Here is a 25,838-nt window from a genome sequence, read left to right on the forward strand (position 1 = left end):
CAGAATGATTCTGCCCTCTCCGCTGAAGCAGGCGCTGATCTGTCCCCCTTTTTTTAGGGGAATGATCGCTCGCGTCAGAAATCCTCCGCTCACGGAACTTTCATAGAAACAGAAACAAGCGTTGCCAGAGCAACGCTTGTTTCTGTTTGAACCCACATACTTAAATGCTCGCACAAAGCCCGAAGGGCTATCTTAACCTCTGAAGTATTGCAGATAATCAAATGTGCCTTGAATGGGCGGTGACTTGTGCTGCGAACGAAATGGTATGCGGACGATAGACCGTATCTAGATACATTCGAACAATAGCTTTGTCGCTGGAGCGGCAAATGCGGGCATACGAGCTGTCCAGTCCTAGAAAGCGTCCTTGTGAGGAGTCCAGAGGGCACAAGCCCTTTGGGGCCCTCCCTAGCAGGGAGGGTTTGGGTGGGTAGAAAAGCTGGTTTTAAAGGTGTGTGAATTAGGTTTTGGCTAAAAAAAATGGGGTCCAAGGGGCCTCCTTTGAAACCTCCCTATAGGGAGGTATTAGGCGGGTGCCCTCAGTATCCGCGTTCGTACGCCTTCGGCGGCGCCGGCTTCATGCCGGTTGCCTGCAAGGCATGCAGCGCCCAGTATGGGTCGCGGAGCATTCCGCGTCCGACTGCGACCAGGTCGCAGTCGCCGTTCACAAGGGCGGCGTGCGCAAGCTTCGGTTCGTCGAGCAGACCGACGGCGATGATCGGAACGTCTACCGCTTGTTTGACCGCACGGGCGACCGGAAGCTGGTAGCCTGGGCCGATGTTCGGTGGGAGCGCATTGACGGACACGCCGCCTCCGGTCGAGATATCTAGCAGGTCGACGCCTGCTGCGGCATATTTGCGGCAAACCTCGATGCCATAATCCACATCATATCCGCCAACGCCGTAATCGACTGCGGATACACGGATTTGCAGGTTCATGCCCGATGGAATGGCGCTGCGTACGGCTTGGATGACTTCAACGCCGAAGCGGGTTGGATCATCGCCGTATTCATCCGTCCGGTTGTTAATGCTCGGCGAGTGGAACTGGTGAATGAGATAGCCGTGCGCGCCGTGCAGTTGAATCGAGTCTACGCCGGCTTGGACGGCGCGGACAGCGGCATCGCGGTATTTCTCAACCATTCGCTTAACCTCATCCGTCGTCAACGCGCGCGGCTGCTTGTATTGCTCGCTGAAAGCTTGATTGGAAGAGCTGACCGGCACTTCTGCACAGGTCGATTTACGTCCGGCATGGGCAATCTGAATGGATACCTTCGAGCCATGCTTCTGCATGCCCTCGATCATACGAGCGAAAGCCGGAATATGCTCGTCCGACCAGAGGCCGAGGCATTGATCGCTAATGCGGCCGTCCGGCTCGATATTGGTCATTTCGATAATAATAAGGCCTGTGCCGCCGACAGCGCGGGATACGTAATGAACATAGTGCCAATCGGTCGGCATGCCATCTTTGCCTACTGCGGAATATTGGCACATGGGCGGCATAACAATACGATTGTTCAGCTTCAGTCCGCCCAGCTCAAAAGGTGTTGCAAGGGAAAGCGTCATTGTATGGAATACCTCCATATATTGTTTGTTTTGGGAGTGACAATTTTATCTTAATCCGTTCAACCATCTCCGAGAAGCCTCGGATAAGGTATTCTCAATTCCATTATGACCGATAAATTTTTAGGTGTATAGATCTTTACGTTAGCTTTGCTTGGCTTATAATGGTTGTCAGCGCCTCGTACCTGTGCTATTGTCCATAGAAAGCAAAGGGATCGTACGAACGTACCTAATCTTGCAGCCTATAGGACTGACAAACAAGGAGATGTTGCACATGGCACATACCGCCGATGCCGGCCGAATACGGTCGATTGGCACTGCCACGGTTTATTCGATTTTGCTCGCGATCAGCGCGTCCCATCTGTTGAACGATGCGATGCAGGCGGTTGTAACGGCATTATTCCCTGTTATTAAAGATTCACTGACACTCAATGATATCCAGCTAGGATGGATCGTGTTCACGCTTAATATGACATCGTCCGTCATGCAACCGCTGGTCGGCCAGTTCTCGGATCGCAGGCCGATGCCGTTCATGCTGCCGATCGCAATGGGGCTTAGCTTTGTCGGCATGATTATTCTTGCTTACGCGCCAAGTTTCTGGACGCTGCTCGGCGGCGTTGTATTGATAGGTCTTGGCTCTGCCGTATTCCATCCGGAAGGTTCGCGGGTGGTGCATTTTGCCGCAGGCGGACGCAAGGGATTGGCGCAGTCGATCTATCAGGTCGGGGGCAACTTCGGCCAAATGCTTGCGCCTCTTATGACGATCTTCATCTTCATACCGCTCGGACAGCACGGGGCGATATGGGGGACGGTCATAGCTGCAATCGCCATTGTGCTTCTAGCGCGCGTAGCGCCCTGGTATCGAACGCAGTTGAATCTGCACGGCAGACCGCAGCGCAGGACTGGCGGCGGGGCTCCGGCTTCCGTTGTTTCCTCGCTTGCTCCAACGAAACAAAAGGTAATCATTGCGCTGACGCTGCTTGTGTTGATCGTGTTCGCACGGTCGTGGTACTTCTCAGGCATTACGACTTTTTATCAATTCTTCGCCGAGGATGAATACGGTCTGTCCAAGAAAGCGGCTCAGATCCCAGTCTTCTTGTATATGGCGGCTGGCGTTATCGGTACGTTCTTCGGCGGGGTGCTGGCAGATAAGATCGGTCTGAAGAAAATGATCGTGTTGTCCGTAGCCGGCGCTGCGCCATTCGCACTTATTTTGCCGCATCTTCCGCAATTCTGGATTTATCCGGTAATATTCATAACGGGTCTCATTCTTCAATCCGGTTTCTCCGTCACCGTTGTCTACGCGCAACAGCTGCTGCCAGGCAATATCGGCATGGCTTCAGGATTGATCACGGGCCTTGCCTTCGGCATGGGGGCGGTCGGCGCTGTCGCACTTGGTAAGCTGTCGCTTATGATGGGCCGCGCCGATATGATGAACTTCGCAAGCTTCCTGCCGCTGCTTGGATTCCTAGCGTTCCTGCTGCCGCGTGACCGTGGTAGAGCTTAATCATAGGTTTTAAAAATAATAAAACGTCCGCATAGAGCTCTCGAAGAGCCATATGCGGACGTTTTAATTTGCGTTCCATTCGGCCCCATTGCACTTTATACAATGGGAGACCCTATGGAACGACGTTAAACCTAACTTCATTGCACTTCGTACAACAGAAAACCGCTACAGTGGATGGGAACAGCCTATTTTCGATAAAATACCTAGTTCCTGTTGTACAAAATGCAGCTGGAGCATCGGCCAACAACCCCAGCCGCTGATTCTGTTGCACAGAATACAATGGCACACATTGAGGTAGATCATAGCAGTGTCGATTTCGAACCCGGACGGGAACGATTCGTTACGCAACCTTTCACTGCACTGTCTTCGGCTTCGCGAACGTATGAATGGTGCTGAACTTTTTGCCGCCGTCGGCTGTTGTGTACAGGACAGACGACGAAGTATAGTCATTCGTGATCAGCCATGCATGCTTGGCGTCTGCAGCAGCAATCAGCTGCTGGCCGTAGCCTGCGAATTCCGTCTTGCGCACCGACCAGCTCTTGCCGCCATCGGTCGTCTCCATAATGGAGTTCGCGTTGTCGCAAGCCATGCATCGTCCGCCCATGAACGCCGTCTGCGAATTGACAACGTACAGCTCGCCAGGCCCGCCACTCGTACCGCCGAAGTAGCTCGTATCCTCATTCGTGAAGCCTGGAGCCGGACCGGCGCCAGCCGTATTATGGACAATGGCAGGCAGCCATTTCGCGCCGCCGTCTGTCGTATGGAACAGCGCATATGAGGTCTGCGTCATGCCGGAGGCGCCGATCAGCTCGATCCAAGCGTCATTCTTGCCTGCGGAACGGATAACGCTGCCCGTTGGCGTAACTTCGCTCTTGCGCGACATGACCGTCTTCCACGTTGCGCCGCCGTCTGACGTACGGAGGAAGTTGTATTTGCCATTCGCGGACTGCACAGCCCAGCCGTTAGCGGCGTCATGATAATAAACCTCGCCGATGAGCGAGCTTGGTACGCCAAGCTTCGTCCAAGTCGCGCCGCCATCCTTCGTCATATACCTGCCGGCAAATCCTACTTTATCGCTCGTAAAATGAAGGAAAGATCCGCTTGGAACGGTGCCCGCGTCTTTCCAATGCGCGCCGCCATCCGCCGAGCGGATGATGCGCCATGATTTGTTCTCGTCAGCGCCAAGCACAGCCCACACTTTGGAAGCGTTCAGCGCGAAGATTTGCTTCACTTTAGCCGAACCGCGATATTGCAGCTGCCAATGCGAACCGCCATCTTTGGTCCAAGCAATCTGTCCGCTGCCGCCGATCCAACCCGTCTTCGCGTCCGCAAGCCGCAACGCGGTTACTTCAGTAATCGAAGCGGCTGTGGAGACGGGAGTAGCTGTCTTGTCAGGCGAAGTGCTGTTCCCCGTTCCGGATGATTCCGATGGGGTAGAGGGGTTCGTTGTACCTGACGGATGACCTTCCGTTGCGCCATTCGATGAACCTTCGTCATCAATGGCATTGGAAGAGCCATCTCCGTTTGTTGTGCCATCCGACTGTCCGTTGGACGGCTGCTCCTGCACCGTACCTGGCGAGTTGGAGTCGGGAGCAGAAGGATTAGCAGCTCCTCCATTATTGGAGCAAGCCGATACAATTAGCGACAGGGCGATGGTCAATGACAACAGCGATGTGCGGAATGCTCGTTTCATTTTCATCATGCGTACCACCTTTTTCACAAGCCGTAATAAAAAGCTATTTACGCACATAGACGACAATGCGCAGTGAAGGGTTGCGCCTGTGACAGCAAAATAGGTCAAAAGCATGCATCCAGTTTACGGAAGCATGAGAAAAGGAGCAGCGCGGCTGCTCCTATGGTGAACCAATTGTATGAAATTCATTAAATGAACAAGTTCGTGCCTGCCTTATTCGCTTGTCCGAGGTAATAGCCGACGCCGCCGACCGTGATGCCGTCGATCAATTCCTCTTGCTTGATGCCCATAACGTCCATCGACATCTGACATGCGACGATTTCGACGCCTTGGCGCTTCGCGGATTCCATCAGCTCTTCAAGCGAGGCGATGTTTTTGCTCTTCATAACGGCACGGATCATCTTCGGTCCGATGCCCATCATTTGCATGGTGGAGAGCGGGAGCTTCTTCGAGCCGCGCGGCATCATCCAGCCGAACATCCGCTCCACGATCGTCTTCTTCACCGATGGCGGCGACGATTTGCGCAGCATGTTCAGCCCCCAGAACGTAAAGAACATCGTCACGCGTTTGCCTGCCGCGGCTGCTCCGTTCGCGAGAATGAAGGAGGCGATCGCTTTATCGAGACTGCCGTCGAATACGATGAACGTTGCGCCGTCCTTGTCTGCAGCTGCTGGGATCCCCGCCGATACTGCTCCTCCAGCGCCTGTTCCTTTGCGAATCGCAGCATGGATTGTACCAGCTTCTTTCCGAATGTCCACAAGCTTGTTGCCCGTCATTTCGGACCACGCGCGAATATCCTCATAAAAGCCGGGATCTGTGGCCGTCACTTCTAGCGTACTGCCTTCGGCAAGCCGGTCGATGCGTTCTTTCACCTGAATGAGCGGACCAGGGCAGCACAGCCCGCATGCGTCCAGCTTCTCGATAGCAGCAGTCGTGACTGCCGGCTTCGCAGCAGCCGAAGTTCCGTTCACCATGATGAGTCCTGCACCTTTCTCTGTTGAATTGCTCTTGCTGTTGAGTTGTGTATTTCCGCTGCTGCTTGTCGTGTTGGAAGCCTTAACGATGCCCGGCTTCTGCGGCTTGAACAGCGTCGCCTTGTACGTCCGATAGCCGCCAGACAGATTGCGTACGCGGAAGCCGTGTTGCGCGAGAATGCGCGAAGCTGTATAACCACGCAGACCTACTTGGCAAAATACCCATATCGTCTTGCTCGCATCGAGCTCGCCGAGTCGATCGCGAAGCTCGTCCACCGGAATGTTGAGCGCTCCCGGAATCGTGCCGTTGCCGAATTCGAGAGGCGTTCGTACGTCAATCAGCATCGTCGATGCAGGATCACGTTGTGTCAGGTGCTCGGTATGATAGACGTCTGTCATGCCGTTCAGTACATTTTCCGCCATATAGCCAGCCATATTGACAGGGTCCTTCGCAGAAGAGTATGGCGGTGCATACGCCAGCTCCAGCTCGGTCAGATCCGATACGGAACCGCCGAGACGAATGATCGTTGCGATGACATCGATCCGCTTATCGACGCCGCTGTAGCCGACAGCTTGCGCGCCAAGCACGCGCCCGTCCTGCCGGAACAACAGCTTCAGCGACATCGGCGAGCCGCCAGGGTAGTAGGACGCATGAGGCTGCGGATGCAGATGTACCGCATGGAACGGAATGCCGAGCCGATTCAGCTCGCGTGCATTCAGGCCGGTCGATGCGCCTGTCAGCTCGAACACTTTGATGATGGACGTGCCTTGCGTACCTTTATAAGTCGTCGGCAATCCGCTAATGACGTCCGCTACGATGCGGCCTTGTTTGTTCGCAGGGCCTGCAAGCGGAATGGCAGTATGCTGTCCGGTAATTCGATGAGTCGTCATCACGGCATCGCCTACTGCATACACATTCGCAACGTTCGTCCGCATCTGATGATCGACCAGGATATGTCCGTCCGCGCCAAGGTTAATGCCGCTTCCTGCAAGGAAGCTTGTATCAGGTTTCACGCCTGCTGCGAGCAGCACGATGCCTGCGCGAAGTTCGGTGCCGTCGGTTAACGTCAGCACGATTTCTTCATTGTCTTGTTCGCGCATGCGTGCTACGGATGCGTTCAATTCGAGCGCAATGCCGCGATGCTCCATTTCCTGCTCAAGCAGTACGGCCATCTCCGAGTCAAAAGGTGCAAGGATATGGGGTCCGGATTGCACAAGCGTCACGTCGATTCCGCGATCGCGAAGATTCTCGGCCGTTTCTACGCCAATGAAGCCGCCGCCGATGACAACCGCACGCTGTTGCGGATTCGAATCCAGATGGAGCATAATTCGATCCATGTCGCGCAGGCTGCGGAGCGAATAGACGCTGCGGCAATTGTCTAGTCCTTCAATTGACGGGCGGCGCGGCTTGGCACCTGGTGACAGCACGAGCGAATCGTAGCTCAGTGCATAAGTCGATCCGTCCGCTTGGCGTACCGTGACTTCGCTTTTCGCCGTATTGATTGCCGTTGCTTCACTTTCGGTGCGTACGTCGATGCCGAACCGCTGGCGCATCGCCTTCGGCGTCTGTACGAGCAGTTTATTGCGATCTTGAATCGTACCGCCGATATGATAGGGCAGGCCGCAGTTCGCGAACGAGATATGCTCGCCCTTCTCCAACATAATAATCTCGGCTTGCTCATCCAATCGGCGCAGCCGGGCAGCAGCTGAAGCGCCTCCTGCAACGCCGCCAACGATAACAACACGTTGCGTTTTAGTCATGATGTCCTCCTGATGGTTGTGTGTTTGGGTTCGAGGCGCATGCATTCGACCGTCTGATCGAGCTTGCCTCATTCGTTATGCTTCAGCCGAAGGGACGGCGAGCGCCTGAATCAGCTTCCGGATCCGTTCATTCTTAATGCGATAGTGAACTTCAAGTCCTGCGCGTTCCGCCTCGATGATCCCTGCTGTACGCAGCTTGGCTAGATGCTGTGAAACCGTGGACTGCGGCAGTGACAAGCATTGCTGCATATAGGACACATTGCATAGCCCCTTGTCGAGCAATCCGTTCACAATGCACAGTCTAACGGGGTGTGCGAGCGCCTTAAGCAGCTCAGCCGTTTCGTAGTACTGCTGAAATTCCGGTTCCAATAGAAGCTGCACCTCCAGATGGATTGTTTTACTGTTGTGTCAGATCTTCCGAAAATCGTTATATCGTAATATTAAGATATAACGATTTGTATAACAACTTTTTTCGTTGAGTGTTTAATAACACTTTTATCCGCAGGAGGTTGATGCAGGCGGACAGCTTGACTTGTCCAAAATGTTGTAAAACACATTACACTTCACTTAATCGTGTGAAATCGTGCCATAATCGTTTATTTAAAGCTGAGGAAGCGTTCATACGGGCGGATATGCGGCTATATGCCCCGCTGCAGCTCTCCGCAGCCATTTACAGCGAGCATCGTTTCCCATACGATTAGTTCTGGTTTCTTAACTGGGATTAATGTGCATGTACATCCAGGCCATGTACAGAGGAAAGGATAGATGCAGCATGAGCAAACTTGCGGCAGCCAATCCGTTAGCGCCAACCGTCGATTATGAGCATACGTTCGAAGCTGCGGCGAAGGAGCAGAGCCAGAGTCCGCTCCGATTTTTATTCACCTTGTACAAAGGCAATCTGCGCTACCTGGCGATCTCGCTCGTGTTCTTCATGATCAAGCATTCGCCGGTATTCGTACTGCCGATCGTTACGGCGAACATGATCAATATTGCGACGACTCCATCGGCGCACTCGACGAAGGAGCTGTGGATCAACTTTATTGTGCTCGGCATATCGATCATCCAGAACATTCCGACCCAACATTACTACATATCGTTCATGAGCCGCGCTGTCCGGCATGTAGAGGCTGGACTGCGGAGCGCGCTCGTGCGCAAGCTGCAGCAGCTGTCGATTAACTACCACCGCGAGCTTCAGGCGGGGAAGCTGCAATCCAAGGTGCTTCGCGATGCGGAAGCGATCGAAGGGTTGTCGAAGCAGTTGATGCTTTCTTTTCTGCCTTCGATCATTAACGTCATCATCGCCTTCGTGCTGACTGCGCGCAACAGCTGGACGGTGTCGATGTTCTTCCTGATGACCATTCCGGCATCGGTTCTGATCATTTACTTATTCCGCCGCAAAATCCGCAGCACGAACAAAGATTTCCGCCGCGAAATCGAACAAATGTCCTCGCGCGTATCGGAGATGGTGGAGATGATCCCGGTTACGCGTGCGCACGGGTTGGAGAAGGTCGAGATCGACCGTATGGACTCTACGCTCCGCAAGCTGCAGGGCAAGGGCTACCGGCTCGACATCATGGAGGCGTTCTTCGGTTCTTCGAACTGGGTGCTGTTTCAGCTGTTCCAAGTGTGCTGCTTGTTGTTCACGATTTATCTCGCTTACAAAGGCGATATTCCAGTCGGCGACGTCGTGATGTATCAGGGCTTCTTCAGTATGATTCTCGGCTCGATTACAGCGCTGTTGAATGTGTACCCGAACATTGCGAAGGGCTTTGAGTCGATTCACTCCATTCGTGAAATTCTTCGTTCGCCTGAGATCGAGGACAATACGGGCAAGCTGAAGCTACCCGACGTAGCAGGCTCCTTCACATTCCGAGACGTGAAGCTTGCTTATCCGGGCAATGAGCATCATGTGCTTGATGGCGTTACGCTTGATGTTCGCGAAGGCGAATGCATAGCATTCGTAGGGGAGTCAGGTGCAGGCAAGTCGACGGTCCTCAATCTGGTGACGGGCTTCTTAATGCCAACATCGGGTCAAGTGCTAGTTGATGGGTTGGACCTGACGGCGATTGATCTAACGACTTATCGGAAGCGTCTGTCGGTCGTGCCGCAGACGACGATCCTCTTCTCCGGCTCGATTCGGGACAATATTACGTACGGTCTGCGCGATATTACAGACGAACAAGTACGGCACGTCGTCGAAATGGCGAACCTGACCGAAATGATCGAACGACTGCCGGACGGCCTCGATACGATGGTCGGCGAGCACGGCGGCAAGTTGTCCGGCGGCCAGCGCCAACGCATTGCGATTGCTCGCGCGCTGATCCGCGATCCGCGCGTCATCATTCTGGACGAAGCGACCTCTGCGCTCGACAACCAGTCGGAGCATCATGTGCAGAAGGCGATGCAGCAGCTCATTAAGGGCCGGACGACGTTCATCGTCGCACACCGGCTCTCGACGATCCGCGATGCCGACCGTATCGCCGTCATGAAGCAGGGCCGCATCGTCGAGGTCGGCAGCTTCGACGAGCTTATGGCAAGCAAGGGCGAATTCTACAACTTGAAGCAGCTTCAGTTGTAGAACCACGTTGTTCGACGACTTCCATCCATCCCAACTAAATCAGCCCGCGCATTCTCTGCGCGGGCTGTTAGGCTTGCTTCGATTCCAACAAACATTCAAGATTGAAATCAAGAACAATAAGACTCAACTTTACGGGACCCCTGGGTCCTTTTCTCTTGCGCTTCATGAAATCTACACACCAAATCAAGCAACAAATCCCATGTATAATTCGTCTAATTTTGGTACCATGTAGGGACGTTGTTGACGCTGTTATTATCGCGTGTGCCAACGCTTTGTTTGGGAAAAGATAACAATGAAGAGAACGCTAGGGAGTGAGTTATTGATGTTTACGTTGTCCGACACGCCGGTAGCAGTAAGGCGGACACTCCATGGCGTCGCAATCGCTGTGCTGCTTATCTCGGTCGCTATCGTACTTGCTTACGGTAATTATTTTTTACTTGGAGATTTGCAGAAGCCGAATAACGACGATGTGAAGTACGTCCGCAGTGCACAAATTTTGTTGGAGCAAGGCACGCTAGCTTATAACAGCGGCACCGATCCGACCCTGTTCATCATGCCTGGCATCGTGCTTATTCTGTCCGGCTTCATGTGGCTGTTCGGCCACGACGGCGGCATGATCGCATTCCGCCTATTTCAATGCTTGCAGCAAGCAGGATCGATCTATCTGGTCTTCTTCATCGTCCGCTACATGTTCAACCAACGCGCCGCTATTATTGCATGCATCATTAGCGCGCTCTACTGGCCGGACTACTTCTCGTCTGGCGAGATTCTGACAGAAACAACGTTCAAGACCATCTTATTGCTGCTCATCTGCGCCACGATTGCTGCCGTTGAACGCAAGCGATGGGGAATGTATGCTGCTGTCGGGGTGCTCGTTGCGGCCGCAGCTTATTTCAAGCCGCATGCATCGTTGTATCCGGGGATTTTCCTGCTGCTATGGCTCAAGCGCCAATATACCTTCAAGCAAATGCTGCAATTCGGCGCGATCATGGCAGGGGCGTACGTCGTGCTCCTGCTGCCTTGGTGGATTCGCAATATGATCACGTTCGACCGTTTTGTCCTGTTTACGAACTCGGCGGGCAGCCCTTTCCTGCTCGGCACGCGCATTCGCGGCGCCTTGCCGCCTGCAGGCTTCTTCGAGGCTTACCCTGAATATACGCCTAAGACGGTATTCCAAGGCTCCGACAGCACCGCGATACATAAGGGGCTCGACATCATCCGTTATGGTTTCACGCATCAACCGTTGAAATACACCTATTGGTTCACCCTTGGCAAAATGGCAGAGCTCTACTTGAATCCTTACTACTGGCGTCCGGTCTGGCCGATCGGCCGCGATGCGATGAAATGGATTCAGCACGCGCTCGTTTATGTCAGCCTTGCTGGTCTAGTATGGGCGCTCATCCGCCGTCCTATTGTCCGTCAGCTGCCGGTGCTGCTGACACTCGTTTATTTTACCGCGATCTATCTGCCGTTCGTCGCTTTCTCCCGTTACGGGTATCCGAACATGGTGCTGTTCACCTTGTTCGCAGCTTTCCTGATCGAACGGATCTACACTTTCGTAAGCGAACGTCTTCGCAATCGGAACGCTGCCAACGGCAAGCAGCATTCGCTGCATAAGGGGGAGACGCTTTAATGAGAACGCTCATTATTATCCCGGCCTACAATGAAGAAGGAAGCATCGCGCAAGTCATTGGCGATATTCGCGAGCATGCGCCTTCGGTCGATATCGTCGTCGTGAACGATGGCTCGAAGGATCGCACCGAAGACATCGCTCGGGCGGCAGGCGCCGAGGTCATCACTATGCCGTTCAATGTCGGAATCGGCGGCGGCATGCAGACAGGATATCTGTATGCGTATCAGAATGACTACGATGTTGCGGTCCAGATGGATGCGGACGGTCAGCACCGCGCGGAAGATTTGCCGAGACTGCTGGCGGCTGTCGAGATGAGCGATCTTGTCATCGGTTCGCGTTATGTGGAGCTGACGGCTTATCGTTCATCGGCAACACGGCGCGTCGGCATTCTCTTCTTCTCGCGGCTCGTCAGCATCGTGACCGGCCAGCGGTTCACCGATACGACAAGCGGCTTCCGCGCTGCGAATCGGAAGGTGATTGCGCTTTATGCCAGCTACTATCCGTCTGATTACCCGGAAGTAGAATCGATTGTTTATTTGAAGCGCAGAGGCTGTCGCCTGACAGAGGTGCCGGCGCAGATGCGCAGCCGCGAGGCGGGACGCTCGTCCATTACGCCGCTCAAGTCGGTTTATTACATGCTGAAGGTGACGCTGTCCGTGTTGATGAGCGCATCTCGTGTGCGGGTTCGCGGGGTGAAGACGAGCGGATGAGCATTTACATTGTTTCAATTGCGTTCTCGGTGTTATTCCTTGTCGCTGTGTTGGAACTCGTACGCCGCCAGCGGCTGAAGGAGCAGTATTCGCTGCTGTGGATCTTGTTCGGCGTGCTGCTGCTGGTCGTGTCGTTCAACGTGCGCTTCCTAGAGCGGACAGCCGAGTGGCTTGATGTCAAATATGCGCCTGCGCTGCTGTTCCTCTTCGGACTGCTGTTCTGCTTCGCGTTCATTCTTCACCTGACGCTCGTCATCTCGAAGCTGACGGGTCAAGTGCTGAGGCTCACGCAAGAGCTCGCGATCATGAAGGGCAAGCATCGGGAAGGCGAGGGTGGTACACTGTGAGCAAGACGATTAGCTGCTTGCTGCTATTCGGCAATGTGTTGCTGCTGGTGGCGGGACAGATTTTGTTCAAAATCGGACTGCAGCGCACAGACGGTCTGCACTGGCTCCGCATCGCGCAATCGCTCCCAATCTGGTCGGGGCTGGTGCTGTACGGCATTGCGACGCTGCTCTGGTTCGCCGTACTGACGCGGCTTCCGCTCAGCGTCGCCTATCCAATGCAGAGCATGGCCTATGTACTGGGCCTGCTCGCAGCCTGGTTCATATTCGATGAGACGCTGTCAGCGACGAAGATTGCTGGCTGCGTTATTATACTGTTCGGCGTATACTTAATAGCAAAGTAGAGAGGAGACTGTGCCATTGAGTAGAATCATAGACTTAACGCATTTGATACATAACGGATTGCCGCCATTCCCAGGCGATTCCGAGACGGTGTTGGAGCAGAGCCGCTTCTATGCAGTGGATGAGTTTAACAACCATCAGCTGACAATCAATATGCACGCGGGAACGCATATCGACGGCCCCATGCATCTGCTCGATATTCAGAAGCATCTGCATGAGATTCCGATTGAGCGCTTCATCGGTGACGCCTGTCTTCTCGATGTATCCGGACAAGACGCGATTGATTATAAGGAACAATACGAAACTCAGATTCAGGAAGGGCAGATCGTCGTCCTCCATACGGGCTGGGGCAAGTCGTTCGGGCAGCCGGACTATTTTACCGAATATCCGGTGCTGACGTTGGCGTTCGGCGAACTGTTGGTGAAGAAGCGGGTTCCGATGGTGTGCATGGACATGCCGTCGCCGGACAAAGCGCCGCATGCGGTCCATAAGCTGCTGTTCAGCCACGAGATTCTGATCGCGGAGAACTTGAACAACGTCGATCAGCTGCTGGACGCGGGCTCGTTCGAGATCATCGCGCTGCCGCTGCGCATTCAGGCGGATTCGTCGATCGCTCGCATCGTGGCGAGAGTGAGAGAGTAGAACCGGATATCGAATCATAGAGAAGGTTGAAATAGCTGCAAGATTTACGAATAACGAACACGCTAGGAAGCGCTGCCCAGCAGCGCTTTTTTCCATTACGCTAGGTTTTATTCAAAATTTAATTGAACTCTACTAGATCCAAACATAAAATGGATAATGATTACAAATGAATATAGGGGTCGATCGAGATGATAACGATGCGTAGTCGAACGAATCGGGCAGCGGCGGCGGTTATGCTGATTCTGGCGCTGCTGGTAGGCGCAATGAGCGAGGCGGCAGTTGCGGAAGCTGCTTCTGGACAAGCTGTGCAAACGGATCTGAAGCTGGTCATCGATGGGAAAGCGGCAGCCGAGAAAGCTTATGTGCTTGAAGGGAGAACGATGGTTCCGCTGGCGCCTGTAGCGAAGGCGCTCGGGGCGAAGCTGGAGACGACAACGAGAGGCGTGAAGGTGACGCTCGGCACGACAGTCATCGTTCTGACGGCAGGCTTGAAGCAAGCATCGATCAACGATAAGACGATCGTGCTGCCGGCCGCTCCGCTGAAGAAGGGCAGCGGTCTCAATCTCCCATTCGCGCTGCTTGGGAATTTGTTCGGATTGGACGCTGTCTATAATGCAAGCAAGAAATCGGTCGAGATCAAGACGACGAGCAGCAATGCGACGGTGTATGGCTATGTGGTCGACAAATATGGTAAGCCCGTGAAGAAGGGTGTCGTGGATTTCTACTACGATTCCGGCATGGTTACGGCACCGATTACGAACGGCTTCTATCGAATCAGTCTGCCTGCGGGCAAATATGAACAGAAGAGCATTCACAGCTTGGGCGAGTCCATCTGGCAGGACGATGTAAGCGGCGAGAGTCTGGAGCTTAAGAAAGGGGATCGCCGATATTTGTATATTGCACAGTCGCAGCCGAACTTGACGCTCCAGGTGCAATACGAGGACGGCACACCTGTGAAGAGCGGTCAGATGTTGGTCATGGGCAGATACTCGATGGGATATGTACAGATCGTAGAGGGCATCGCATTGTATTCCGTGAAGCAGCAGGAAGAACTTTTCATGGATACGATCGAAATCAATGGCGCCGCGAATGGGAAGTGGGACGTATACGAGAAATTCAATGTCGACCCTGCTAATGCGCACGACACGAAGAAGGTCGTTGTTCATAAGCCGAATGTCCGTTTGAAGATTAACAGCTCGGGAAGCACGATCAACAGCGGAGCCGTAACGATTGTAGATGCAATGAACGCAACGACACAGATTTATCAGCATCTGATCCATAACGGAGAAGATGCGATGTATTTGCCGGACGGGGAATACGAATGGATCGAGGTTGACCTCTATAATTTCAACGAAGTCTACGGGGTGCATCAGAAGATTCGCGTACGTGACGGAGTCGCTGAAGAGCCTGTATTGTCCTACCTGTTGCCGGACAACGTCGTCACAGGCAAAGTGATTGCCAATGATGGCACTTCGCTTGCGAATGGTTACCTCTCATTCGTACCCGCCAACGGCAGCTTGCCTGCGGCTACCTGCAAGGTGAACGCGAACGGACAATTCTCTGCTCGTTTGTTGGATGGCTCCTATTCGGTTACTTATTATGATAGTTTCGGCTTTACCCGTGAGCTTGAAGAGATGGTGGTCGTGTCGAATGGCAAGGCGAAGCCAACGGATTTAATCGTATATTTGACCTAACATCCTGGCATCCCGAGGTACCCTTATGAAGGCTGGGTGAACAGAATTGATGAGATTAACTCGTGTTTATGTCCTGCTAGTAGCGCTGGCGTTGTTATCGTCAGCGACAGCTGGGAGCGTCGTCCGCGCAGAGGAGGCTGGCGGGCTCGATTGGGTGAAGCTGTACATGGATAAGGCGTTATCGAAGGACAAGGCCTATACAGAGCAAGGTCAATGGATGGTGCCGATCCAGTCCGTTATTCAAGGCAAAGGGTCAGTGAAGTTCGCAGGCGAGAAGGCGGCCATTCGAATAAGCGGGTTAACGATCGAGTTAACGACAGGCTCCGTCGAGGCGAAGGTGAACGGCGAACGCATCGTGCTGCCGGCTGCGCCGGAGAAGCAGGCTGGCAAGTGGTATATGCCAAGCCAGATCATCAAGTATCTGTTTGGCTTCCAGGTTACTGAAGCAGCGGGGAAAGACGCCAAGGTCAGCATCTTGAGGACACGCGGGCCGGCTGCTGTATTCGGATACGCCGAGGATCGGAATGGCGAGCCGGTCAAGGACGGCCTAATATCGTTTTGCACAGGCAATTATAATTATTTGTGTTTGGTGGAAAACGTGAAGGATGGATTTTATCGGGCGGAATTGACGGTCGGCGTTGATTATTCGCTCGTGAAACTAAGCGGATACGAGAATAATTACCCGATCTGGGAAGACATCGTTGACACAACATCGTTTAAGTTGAAGCTGTCGGACCATAGGTTCAGACGGTATGTGCAGCCTGAGGCCAATGTGACGATACAAGTGGTGTACGAAGACGGAAAGCCGGTGAACAGCGGCTCCATCGATATTGCCGCCGGAGTGAACAGCTCGCCCTATCAGATCAAGAACGGTCAAGTGCAGTATTCGGTCTCCGAGAAAACAGTGCTGCGAGTAACGTCCTTCAAGGCTGAAGGTGCGAAGAAAGGAGTAGCCGGCATTTACGGCGCCTTTGCAGTCGATCCTTCGAAAGCGCCAATTACATTAAAGGCTGTCATCCGCCTCTCGACGGTTAAGCTGCGCGTTATTGCACCGGGAGTGTTCAGAGGTGGCGTATCTTTCTTCATTCAAAGAATTTCGCCTGTCGAGAGTACGCTGAGCGATGTCTCACTGTCTGGCGATCTGTCGGTCGCTCCATCGGAAGGCCCGGAATTGGAAGTAAGCCTTCCGGATGGTGAGTATGCTTGGTCGTATTCCTTGCCTTTAGAAGGTATGTCCTATCGGGCAGACCGAACCTTTGTCATTCGCAATGGCAAAGCAGCGGAAGCAGAGTATGTCGAAGAGCTGCCGAGACTAGCAGTCACAGGACAGGTCAAAGGATCAGATGGCTCGACGGTTTCAGACACCTATCTTGCTTTCTGGAAGGCAGGGACCCCAAGGATAGGATTAGATTATTGGGGATCGGCTTCGGCCAGTTGCCGAACCAGCTCGACGGGTACGTACTCGTTGCGATTGCAGGATGGGGAATACACAGTTGTCGTGTATGACAGCACCGGCACCCGCCGAACGATCAACGAGAAAGTCACGGTTACCGACGGGAAAGCTAACATCACTGCGCTTACGCTTCCTTCATCTTAAACGGTTCGATTAGATCCCCTCTCCCCTCCAGTCCTCCGTTTCCTTTCAGGAAGCGGAACTGGAGTTTTTTTCATAGGAAAGAGTCGTATGATAGCGGTTTCAAACGCTTGACTGCTCGTGATAGAATAGGAAACGCAGCATTGCAGTCGGGGTTGAGGAGGGCGAACATCATCGCCGCGTACCGTCGTTTCTATCAGAATTGGAGCGTCAGGAAGAAGTTCATTACGATCTACATGTCGATCCTGCTCGTATCGCTGGGCGTTACCGGCTGGATTCTATATGTTCAGGCGTCGAAGTCGGCGATCGCACAGGCTCAGACCGTCATGGAACAGAACCTGCTGCAGACGAAGAACAGCGTATCCGAGAAAATGAACATGATCGAGAACGTCTCGCAAATCATCGCGTTCGATTCTCGTATTCAGACGTTTCTCGGCAGCGCGTTCATTAACGAGAGCTTTCAGTTGGAAGACTACCGTTATAATATTGCCCCCGTTGTTGATAACATCATGCGGCAGAATCCATATATTTATTCCGTCCACGTTTACATGGACAATGCAACGATTCCTGAGCTCTACGAGCCGCACAATGGCTTCTTCAACATGGCTCGCATTCGGGATCTGAAGGAGTATAATGACTTCTTGATCGATCGAAAGTCGAAGACCGAATGGCGTGATCTGCATGAGGAGAATATGTTGACGAAACGACTGGGAGTCGGGAAGCTGGAGGATGTGTTTTCTTATAATCGCAAAATCTATTCGATCCGCAACAACGATGTAGCCGGACTTGTAGAGATCGAAGTAACGCAGGACGAGCTGTTCCGATCGATGAAGGATTCGATCTCCGGCAGTTTCGGAAGCGTATTCGTCGTTGATTCGGACGGTATCGTCGTATCGAGCAATATGTCTAACCTCTATAAGAAGCCGATTAATGGGCTGGACATTGCGTCGCTTCCGCTGAATGAGCGGGTGAACAAGGTAGAGAAAGTAAACGACGTATCGTCCATCGTCATCTCGATCCCGCTAGAAGGACCGGGACTTCGTGTTGTCGGTATTTTTCCCGTCACTCACTTTAATGGCGAGGTGAAGCATTCGATCGGCTGGATGCTGATCGTGCTGCTGGCTGCTCTCATCCTGCTGTGCTTGCTCGTGTATTATGTGACGACCAAGCTGCTGTCGCGGATGAAGTCGCTTCATCGGGCGATGAAGCAGGTGAGAGAAGGTTCACTTGACGTCTCGCTCCCTGTCGAGGGCAATGATGAATTCTCGCAGATGGCGTTCAGCTTCAATATGATGACGGGACGGCTGCACGAGCTCGTCGAGACGGTGTACAAGTCGGAGCTGCTGGAGCGGGAAGCGGAATTGAAGGCGCTGGAATCGCAAATCAATCCGCACTTCTTGTATAACACGCTGGCGACGATATCTTGGGTGGCGCGCAAGGCGAAGGTGCCGGATGTGACCCGTATTTCGGATTCGCTTGCGAAGTTCTATCGGCTTGTCCTGAATCAGGGCAGCTCCGAGACGCTCGTGGTGCGCGAGATCGATATGGTGAAGGCGTATTTGCAAATTCAGAAGTTCCGGTTTGAGGACCGCTTTGACGTTCTATTCGACTTGGACGAAGCGATCTATGAATATGCGACGGTCAAAAATATTTTGCAGCCGATCGTCGAGAATGCGTTGAATCACGGTATTGAGCCGAAGCGTTCGCACGGAACGATTATTATCCGGGGCGGGCTTGCGGACGATAGAATCCGCCTCAGCGTCATCGATGACGGCGTCGGCATGCGGATGAGCACGGCACAGGATGTGCTGGAGGGCCGCGTCGAGCGAACGAGCGGCAGCGGCTACGCCGTCCGCAATATTAAGGAGCGGCTGAGGACGTATTATGGCGAACAGCACAGCTTTGACATCTACAGCAGACCGGGTATTGGAACGGTTGTGACAATCTCATTTGCAGCAAGGAAGGGAGGCGTGTGACCATGTACAAAATGCTCATTGTAGAAGATGAACGATGGGAGCGCGAGGGTCTTGTCGATTTTCTCGATTGGAGCAGCATGGGCATTCATGAGATTGATACGGCGGTAGACGGCATCGACGGATTCGAGAAGGCGATCCAATGGGAGCCGGACATTGTCATTACCGATATCCAGATGCCTGGCATGAACGGAATCGAGATGGCGAATCGGATTAAAGAAAGGCTGCCGGCCGTTCGGATCGTCGTGCTCACAGGCTATGACGATTTCAATTTTGCACGCGAGGCGCTTCGTTTCGGAGCCGTTGATTATGTGCTTAAGCCTGTGGAGGAAGAGGAGATGCTCGGCACGATAACGAGAGTGGTGCAGAGCTGCGAAGAGGAGCGTCTGAAGCGAGCGGAGGAAGAGCAGTTGCAGCTGCGGCTGCAGGTTGGGGAGCGGGCTGTCCTAAGAGAGATGATCGCGGAAGTGCTGAGCGGGAACGGGGCGCTTCAAGGCGAGGCGCAGCAGCGGATAAATCGAACGGAAGGTTTAGCTAGTGAGACGTACGCATTGTGTGCGATTCGACTGCCGAACTCGATGACGCGAGATGCAGCGGTGCTCGAACAATGGATAGAGCAGGCTGTCGAGCGGTCCGTGCTTGTGCTGCCGCTTAATGCGGAGATGGCGGGTACGAATGCGGCGGCGGTATTGCTGCCGCTGCAAACAGGCGAAGAACAAGCACAGTCGCATCGGGATTTGGCGGAGCGCGTGCTCGCAGCTCTTCTGCTTCGCATGGAGGAGGAAGCTGGAAGCTCGCGGCTCATCCTTGGCATCGCAGACACTGCCGCCGATTGGAGCGGTCTGGGTGCGGTTTGCAAACAGGCGGTTAGTGCGCTGCAGTTCGGCTTATTCGCAGACGCCGGCATCGGGGTCATCGGCTTCTGGGAAGCGGAAATCGCGCGAACAGCCTTCGCTGAGGAGCGGGATGCATTCCTGCGTACAGGGCAGGAACATGTGAGGGCCATTCGTCTGCATGCTGCCGCATTGGAGGACGCGAAGGCTGAAGAGGCGCTTCGCGAGTTGTTCCGGCTGTTCCGCACGCGTCCTGGCGCTGGTCATGTGTATGCGGGCTCGCTGCTAGACAGCGTGCTGAATGAGCTGTCGCAGCTGGATGAGCAGTTGGCCGAGCACAAGGCTCAGAAGCTGCAGGAGCTGTTAGCCATCCGGCCATTGTCTGAGCTGTATGCCGATGTAGAAGAAACCATCCGTGGCGTGATCGAACGACTTCGCGAGAAACGGACGAACAAGGACGACTATATCATAGGGAAGGTCATTGCGCTGATCGAGCGAGGTTATGGCTCGGCCGAGCTGAATTTGACGATGGCGGCGCAGGAGGTATTCGTCTCGCCCAATCATCTGGGCATGATGTTCAAGAAATCGATGGGCCGTTCACTAAGTGATTACTTGCAAGAATATCGCTTGAACAAGGCCGAGGGGCTGCTGCGTACGACGAAGCAGAAGGTCGCTTCGATCGCCGAGCAGGTGGGTATCCCGAACACTTCCTATTTCGGTACATTGTTCAAGAATGCCTACGGCATGACGCCGAGCGAATACCAAGAGCTGGCGCAGCGGCGGTAACGCTGAATAGCTGTCGATCTGACGTATTGGAGTTATCGATCACACCAGGCTGCCAATGCACGTGCTAGGCCGAGGGTCATATATGGCGCGGAGTACTGCAACCGGTACTTCCGATTCCTGCGAAAGTGAAGGTTTCGCCTGGGTCCAAGACCGCTAAAACGAAGATTGCTGCAAAGGTGCAGGAATAGTGCTGGATTTATTGCAAGATCCATTTTATCCGCTGAAATTGATGTACTATTGCAGGTATTATCATGTATCGCGGATTTATATGAACGATGCCTGTATAATTGAAGGTTTACTACTACTGCCGTTATCGCAACGCGATCCAAGAGCACACTGAAGAACTAGTTAAGCACACGAAGAACACACATGACCATACATCCCGTTTGGAGCTCCACGCCGTGACGTGCCGACCAGGCACGTCTATTTTTGTCCGCTAATTGTTACCGATAACCCCTCGATGGTGGATGAGACAAGACAGCGCTTTCAAACATCGTTGGATTTTGAGAGCCGCGTTGTTTTTTTGCATATCGAGTCGTGAAGGCGCTTTATATAATTAGCTTACAAACAATTCTAACCGCTTATAGAAAGAAAGGAAGGTTGGTCATGAGCAGTGTGCCTGCCAAGCGCAACAGTCTAGGACGCAAGTTTTGGACCCAGCGATATTTGATGCTTCTGACATTGCCTGCCGTGTTGTGGATTATCGTGTTCAACTATATTCCGATGTACGGCATTATTATCGCATTCCAGGAATATACGCCGTTCCGAGGTGTTATCGATAGCCCTTGGATCGGGTTCGACAATTTCCGCGAGTTGTTGGGCGACCCGACGTTCCGCGAATCGCTCACCAATACGTTCGTCATTAGTATCGCGAAGCTCGTATTCGGTTTCCCGGCACCGATCCTCTTGGCGCTGATGCTTAATGAGCTCATGTTCAAAAGGTTCAAGCGCATCGTGCAATCGCTGTCGTACTTGCCGCACTTCGTATCATGGGTGCTCGTCGTCGGCCTCATGTACACGCTGCTCGATCCAGAGACAGGCGTTGTGAGCAAGCTGCTCGTTCAACTGAACCTCATTGGCAGCGATACGATGCTGATGGGCAGCGAGAAATCATTCCTGACGCTGGTGGTGTTCACGGAGATCTGGAAGAGCATCGGCTGGAACTCGATCATCTATCTCGCAGCGATAGCAGGCGTCGACCCGCAGTTGTATGAAGCGGCTACCGTGGATGGAGCGAATCGATTCAGACGTATATGGCACATTACGCTGCCGGCGCTGAAGCCGACGATTGTCATTCTTCTGATCCTATCGGTCGGCGGCCTGATCAACTCGAACTTCGATCAGCTGTATCTGATGCAGAATTCCATGACGCAGGATGCGGCCAACGTATTATCGGTCTACTCGTACAAAACAGGTCTAGTGTCCGGACGATTCTCTTATGCAACGGCCATCGGATTGTTCCAATCCGTAGTAGCCTTCGTTCTTATGTACGCTGCGAACTACTCATCACGCAAAATTACGAAAGAAAGTCTGTTCTAAGGAGGCTGCTCTATGATTGCTTCAAAAAGCTGGGCGGGAAGAAGCTTCGACTGGGTCAACGTCTTGCTCTTGCTAGGCTTAGCGCTCGTGACGTTGTATCCGTTCTACAATATCGTCATTACTTCGTTCAATGATCCGACGGACGCAGCGCGGGGCGGCATCAATTTCTGGCCTCGCGAGTTCTCGATCGAGAACTACAAAATGGTGTTCCGCGACGACAACATCATCCATGCATTCGGCGTTACGGTTGCCCGTACGCTGATCGGTACCGCTACGGCGGTATTGTTCACCGGCGCATTCGCTTACGGCGTATCGAAGCCGGAGTTGCTCGGCCGTCGATTCTTCTTGATGCTTGCCATCGTCACGATGTACTTCAGCGGAGGCATCATCCCGTACTACCTCGTGGTTGCCAAATATTTGCACATGAAGGGACATTTTCTCGTCTACATCATTCCGAACCTGTTCAGCGTATTCAATGCGATTCTGATGCTGACGTTCTTCCGCGGACTGCCGAAGGAGATGGAGGAATCGGCGAAGATCGACGGCGCCAACGATCTGCGAATCTTCTTCCAGCTCGTGCTGCCTGTCTCGAAGCCGGTGCTGGCGACGATCGCCTTGTACAATGCGGTCGCTCACTGGAATGCCTGGTACGACGCGATGTTGTTCGGCAACGAGGATCTTCAGACGCTGCAGCAAATTCTGATGCAGATCATCAGCTCCAACAGCAACGTCAGCATCATTGCGAGCAGCCTCGGCTTCGGCTCCGTAACGGCGCAATCGCTGAAGTTGGCAACGATGGTCATTACGACGCTGCCGATCGTATTCGTTTATCCGTTCGTGCAGAAGTATTTTGTCCAAGGCGTTATGATCGGTTCGGTTAAGGGTTAAAGCTTGAGGCCAATCAAGGCTTTTGCGGCGAGCAGCCGTTTAAAGTAGATACATGCAACAGATAATACCATTCATTAGGAGGTCTTTTAATGAAAGCGACTGGCTTGAAGGTACTGGCTACGGCAGCACTCTCGCTTACGCTCTTGGCTGGCTGCGGTTCGAACGATGATTCGAACAAAGCAGACAACAAGACGAGCGATACGGGCACTTCGACTGATACTGCGCAGACGCAGACGGCCGAAGGTCCATCGTGGAAGATCGATACGTCCCCATTCACATTCTCGCAATATTTCTACGGGAACTGGGCAACCAGCTACATGTGGAAGGACCAATATGCAATGAAGCTTGCAACGGAGAAGACAGGCGTTAAGATCGACCGCAAGCTTGCAACAGGCAATGATGAAGATTATCTTAATACGATGATCGCTTCGGGCGACCTGCCGGATACGATCATGCTCGACTGGAACAACCCGGCTGTAACGAAGCTCATCAACAACGGCATGGTGTATTCCATGGACGAGCTGATGGACAAATACGCACCTGAACTGAAGAAAATGCTCGATCCGGACATGGTGAAATACCACTCGATCGACGGCAAGCTCTGGTATCTGCCGAACAACTATGAGACGGCTGACCGTCTGACGAGCGGCGTTCCGATTACGCCAATCCGTCCTTGGTTCATTCGCTCCGACATCTACAAGGCTATCGGTTCCCCGACGATCGAATCGACGGACGATCTGATGAGTGCGCTGAAGGCAGCGAAAGAGAAATTCCCGGACGTGAATCCGGTTGGCGTTGAGTTCTTCGACGTCGCGAAGAACGGCTTCGAAGGCAGCTTGTCGATGGACTTCCTGATCAATTCCTTCTCGCCTCATCTGCTTGAAGAGCAAGTGAAAGACGATCAACAAATTCTTCTATACCCGATGCGCAACAAAGGTTTCATCGATGCATTCCGTTACATGAGCGAGCTGAGCCGCAATGGCCTGTTCGATCCACAATTGCTCATCTACAAGCAAGAGCAATACCAAGAGAAGCTGTACGGCGCGCAATACGCGGTCGCTTCGAACTTCATGAACAACATCTATGCGGATTTCAATCCGAAGATTGAGAGCACGCTTGGCGCAGATAAGAAATACCAAGTCATCGGCGGTCTGAAGGCGAACGGACAAGATCCGCGTTATCCGGCCTCCCGTCTGATGGGCTGGCAGGGCTTCTTCATCACGAAGGAAGCGAAGAATCCAGAGCGCATCATTCGTTGGGCAGAGTACGCTTGGTCGGATGAAGGGCAGATGGACTTCCGTTATGGCAAAGAAGGCGAGACGTACGACCTGGTGGACGGCATCCCGACGTTCAAGCCGGAAATTCGCGAGATGATGTTGAAGGACAACAGCGGCTGGTATGCGAAGTATGGCTTCCAAGCTTCGACGCTCATGTGGCGTTCGGGCAAGCTGTGGGATGCAGCGGCAGCGCGCGACTTCCAAGCGGACCAACCAGAGCAATTCGCGGCTGCGAAGCTGCTCGAGAAATACAACTACGACAAGTATTCGCTCGGCATGGATAACCTGGAGCCGGACGGCTCGTCCCCAGAGGGCGTAATCAACGCGAAGGTGAAAGATCTGTGGAACAAAACGATTCCTAAGCTCGTCCTGTCCAAGGACGATGCGGAATTCGACAGCATCTACAACGAATTCGTCGCGCAAATGGATCAAGTTGGCGCCGAGAAGGTAGAGAAAGTGATGTACCAACGTCACCTTGCCGACCTCGAGAAGAAGGGCGTTAAGTAATTCGATTTGTAAGGAAGCCGTGAGCATAGCGCTCGCGGCTTTTTTTGCATTGTGAGTTTTGCGCGCTGTGGAGGGGCGTTGTACGATTGATGGATGCACGTTTTCGTGTAGGTCTCGGCTGTAACGGTTGCAGGTATCGATGGGCGATGTAACGGTTGCGAGAGGCGATATAAACGGGGAACCGCGTTCACCAAAAAAAACGCTGGACCGAAGGGGGACCAGCGTTTCAATACTAGCCGCAGGCTTTTTATTGTGCGGTATATCCGCCATCGACGAGCAGGTTAGCGCCCGTAATGAACGATGCATCGTCGCTTGCTAGGAACAATACAGCCTTCGCCACTTCCTCTGGACGGCCGAGGCGGCCCATCGGATGGAGACCGACGAGATGCTGCGTAATCGCCTCGTTGCGGCCAGCGATCAGCGGGGTATCGATGTAGCCAGGGCAGATCGCATTGACGCGAATGCCTTCCTTGGCATAATCGATGCCGAGGCTTTGCGTAAGCAGCTTCACGCCGCCTTTGGCAGCTGCATAGGCCGTCACGCCGGCTTTGCCGACATGGCTGTGAATCGAGCCGCAGTTCACGATTGCGCCGCCTGTTCCTTGCTTCAGCATCTGGTCGATTACGTACTTGTCGCATAGGAAGACGCCGGTCAAGTTAATATCGACTGTCCGCTGCCATTTATCGATCGTCAGCTGATGTCCTGGCGCATCGTTTGCGATGCCGGCATTGGCGAACAAGATGTCGATCTTGCCGAACTTCTCGACTGTTGCCTGAACGAGAGCTTGCACATCGGATTCCTTCGTGACGTCTGTACGAACGAACAGTGCTTCATAGCCGCTGTCGCGCAGCTCTTGCGCTACCGTCTCGCCGCGTTCCGAGAAGTCGGCAATGACGACTTTAGCGCCTTCCGCTGCGAACAATCGTGTCGTCTCTTCGCCAATTCCGCTCGCGCCGCCAGTTACGATTGCTACTTTATGTTCAAATCGCATATTCACGCACCCCTTA

19 protein-coding genes are annotated in these 25,838 nt (G+C 53.4%); 14 read left to right on the plus strand and 5 right to left on the minus strand.

Annotation, left to right across the window (positions count from 1 at the left end):
• Positions 1 to 536: 536 nt before the first annotated feature.
• Positions 537 to 1,559, minus strand: coding sequence for an NADH:flavin oxidoreductase/NADH oxidase (locus SBI19_RS17405; RefSeq protein WP_317970439.1), 1,023 nt, complete (start codon positions 1,557 to 1,559; stop codon positions 537 to 539).
• Positions 1,560 to 1,830: 271 nt separating this feature from the next.
• Between SBI19_RS17405 and SBI19_RS17410 the strand changes: the two genes are divergently transcribed.
• Complete coding sequence (locus tag SBI19_RS17410) at positions 1,831 to 3,063, plus strand: MFS transporter (protein WP_317970441.1); 1,233 nt, start codon at positions 1,831 to 1,833, stop codon at positions 3,061 to 3,063.
• Positions 3,064 to 3,415: 352 nt separating this feature from the next.
• On the opposite strand, the gene SBI19_RS17415 is transcribed toward SBI19_RS17410, so the two are convergent.
• The 3 genes from SBI19_RS17415 to SBI19_RS17425 all read right to left on the minus strand — a co-directional run bounded on the left by SBI19_RS17415 (position 3,416) and on the right by SBI19_RS17425 (position 7,860).
• Complete coding sequence (locus tag SBI19_RS17415; protein ID WP_317970443.1) at positions 3,416 to 4,765, minus strand: WD40/YVTN/BNR-like repeat-containing protein; 1,350 nt, start codon at positions 4,763 to 4,765, stop codon at positions 3,416 to 3,418.
• Positions 4,766 to 4,944: 179 nt separating this feature from the next.
• Positions 4,945 to 7,491, minus strand: coding sequence for an FAD-dependent oxidoreductase (locus SBI19_RS17420; protein ID WP_317970445.1), 2,547 nt, complete (start codon positions 7,489 to 7,491; stop codon positions 4,945 to 4,947).
• 75 nt (positions 7,492 to 7,566) lie between these two features.
• Positions 7,567 to 7,860 carry an ArsR/SmtB family transcription factor gene (locus SBI19_RS17425; RefSeq protein ID WP_317970447.1) on the minus strand — a complete coding sequence of 98 codons (294 nt, stop codon included), beginning with the start codon at positions 7,858 to 7,860 and terminating at the stop codon, positions 7,567 to 7,569.
• A 403-nt stretch (positions 7,861 to 8,263) separates the two neighbouring features.
• Here SBI19_RS17425 and SBI19_RS17430 point away from each other — a divergent pair, with 403 nt between their 5' ends.
• From SBI19_RS17430 to SBI19_RS17490, 13 genes are all read left to right on the plus strand, one after another.
• A complete protein-coding gene (locus SBI19_RS17430) occupies positions 8,264 to 10,069 on the plus strand; it encodes an ABC transporter ATP-binding protein (RefSeq protein ID WP_317970449.1) in 1,806 nt (601 codons plus the stop codon).
• Positions 10,070 to 10,391: 322 nt separating this feature from the next.
• Positions 10,392 to 11,702, plus strand: coding sequence for a glycosyltransferase family 39 protein (locus SBI19_RS17435; RefSeq protein ID WP_317970451.1), 1,311 nt, complete (start codon positions 10,392 to 10,394; stop codon positions 11,700 to 11,702).
• Positions 11,702 to 12,412, plus strand: coding sequence for a glycosyltransferase family 2 protein (locus SBI19_RS17440; protein WP_317970453.1), 711 nt, complete (start codon positions 11,702 to 11,704; stop codon positions 12,410 to 12,412). The genes SBI19_RS17435 and SBI19_RS17440 overlap by 1 nt, the downstream gene beginning before the upstream one ends.
• Positions 12,409 to 12,759, plus strand: coding sequence for a DUF2304 domain-containing protein (locus SBI19_RS17445; RefSeq protein ID WP_317970455.1), 351 nt, complete (start codon positions 12,409 to 12,411; stop codon positions 12,757 to 12,759). The genes SBI19_RS17440 and SBI19_RS17445 overlap by 4 nt, the downstream gene beginning before the upstream one ends.
• Positions 12,756 to 13,100, plus strand: coding sequence for an EamA family transporter (locus tag SBI19_RS17450; RefSeq protein WP_317970457.1), 345 nt, complete (start codon positions 12,756 to 12,758; stop codon positions 13,098 to 13,100). Before SBI19_RS17445 ends, SBI19_RS17450 begins: the two co-directional genes overlap by 4 nt.
• 16 nt (positions 13,101 to 13,116) lie before the next feature.
• Positions 13,117 to 13,740, plus strand: coding sequence for a cyclase family protein (locus SBI19_RS17455; protein WP_317970459.1), 624 nt, complete (start codon positions 13,117 to 13,119; stop codon positions 13,738 to 13,740).
• Between the two features lie 188 nt (positions 13,741 to 13,928).
• Positions 13,929 to 15,434 carry a copper amine oxidase N-terminal domain-containing protein gene (locus tag SBI19_RS17460; protein ID WP_317970462.1) on the plus strand — a complete coding sequence of 502 codons (1,506 nt, stop codon included), beginning with the start codon at positions 13,929 to 13,931 and terminating at the stop codon, positions 15,432 to 15,434.
• Positions 15,435 to 15,483: 49 nt separating this feature from the next.
• Positions 15,484 to 17,031 (plus strand): stalk domain-containing protein, encoded by a 1,548-nt coding sequence (locus tag SBI19_RS17465; RefSeq protein ID WP_317970464.1) that lies wholly within the window; start codon positions 15,484 to 15,486, stop codon positions 17,029 to 17,031.
• Positions 17,032 to 17,171: 140 nt separating this feature from the next.
• Positions 17,172 to 19,004, plus strand: a complete 1,833-nt coding sequence (locus SBI19_RS17470; RefSeq protein WP_317970466.1) for a sensor histidine kinase — start codon at positions 17,172 to 17,174, stop codon at positions 19,002 to 19,004.
• A 2-nt stretch (positions 19,005 to 19,006) separates the two neighbouring features.
• Positions 19,007 to 20,620, plus strand: coding sequence for a response regulator (locus SBI19_RS17475; RefSeq protein ID WP_317970468.1), 1,614 nt, complete (start codon positions 19,007 to 19,009; stop codon positions 20,618 to 20,620).
• A 606-nt stretch (positions 20,621 to 21,226) separates the two neighbouring features.
• Positions 21,227 to 22,159, plus strand: a complete 933-nt coding sequence (locus SBI19_RS17480; RefSeq protein ID WP_317970472.1) for an ABC transporter permease — start codon at positions 21,227 to 21,229, stop codon at positions 22,157 to 22,159.
• Between the two features lie 12 nt (positions 22,160 to 22,171).
• On the plus strand, positions 22,172 to 23,047 hold the full coding sequence (locus SBI19_RS17485) for a carbohydrate ABC transporter permease (protein ID WP_317970474.1): 876 nt from the start codon (positions 22,172 to 22,174) through the stop codon (positions 23,045 to 23,047).
• A gap of 89 nt (positions 23,048 to 23,136) precedes the next feature.
• Complete coding sequence (locus tag SBI19_RS17490; protein ID WP_317970476.1) at positions 23,137 to 24,831, plus strand: type 2 periplasmic-binding domain-containing protein; 1,695 nt, start codon at positions 23,137 to 23,139, stop codon at positions 24,829 to 24,831.
• A 247-nt stretch (positions 24,832 to 25,078) separates the two neighbouring features.
• Here the strand turns inward: SBI19_RS17490 and SBI19_RS17495 are convergent, their stop codons facing one another.
• Positions 25,079 to 25,822 carry an SDR family NAD(P)-dependent oxidoreductase gene (locus SBI19_RS17495; protein WP_317970478.1) on the minus strand — a complete coding sequence of 248 codons (744 nt, stop codon included), beginning with the start codon at positions 25,820 to 25,822 and terminating at the stop codon, positions 25,079 to 25,081.
• Positions 25,823 to 25,838: the final 16 nt, after the last annotated feature.

This window comes from Paenibacillus sp. CCS19 (genome assembly GCF_033239625.1).
Taxonomy (GTDB): Bacteria; Bacillota; Bacilli; order Paenibacillales; family Paenibacillaceae; genus Paenibacillus_T.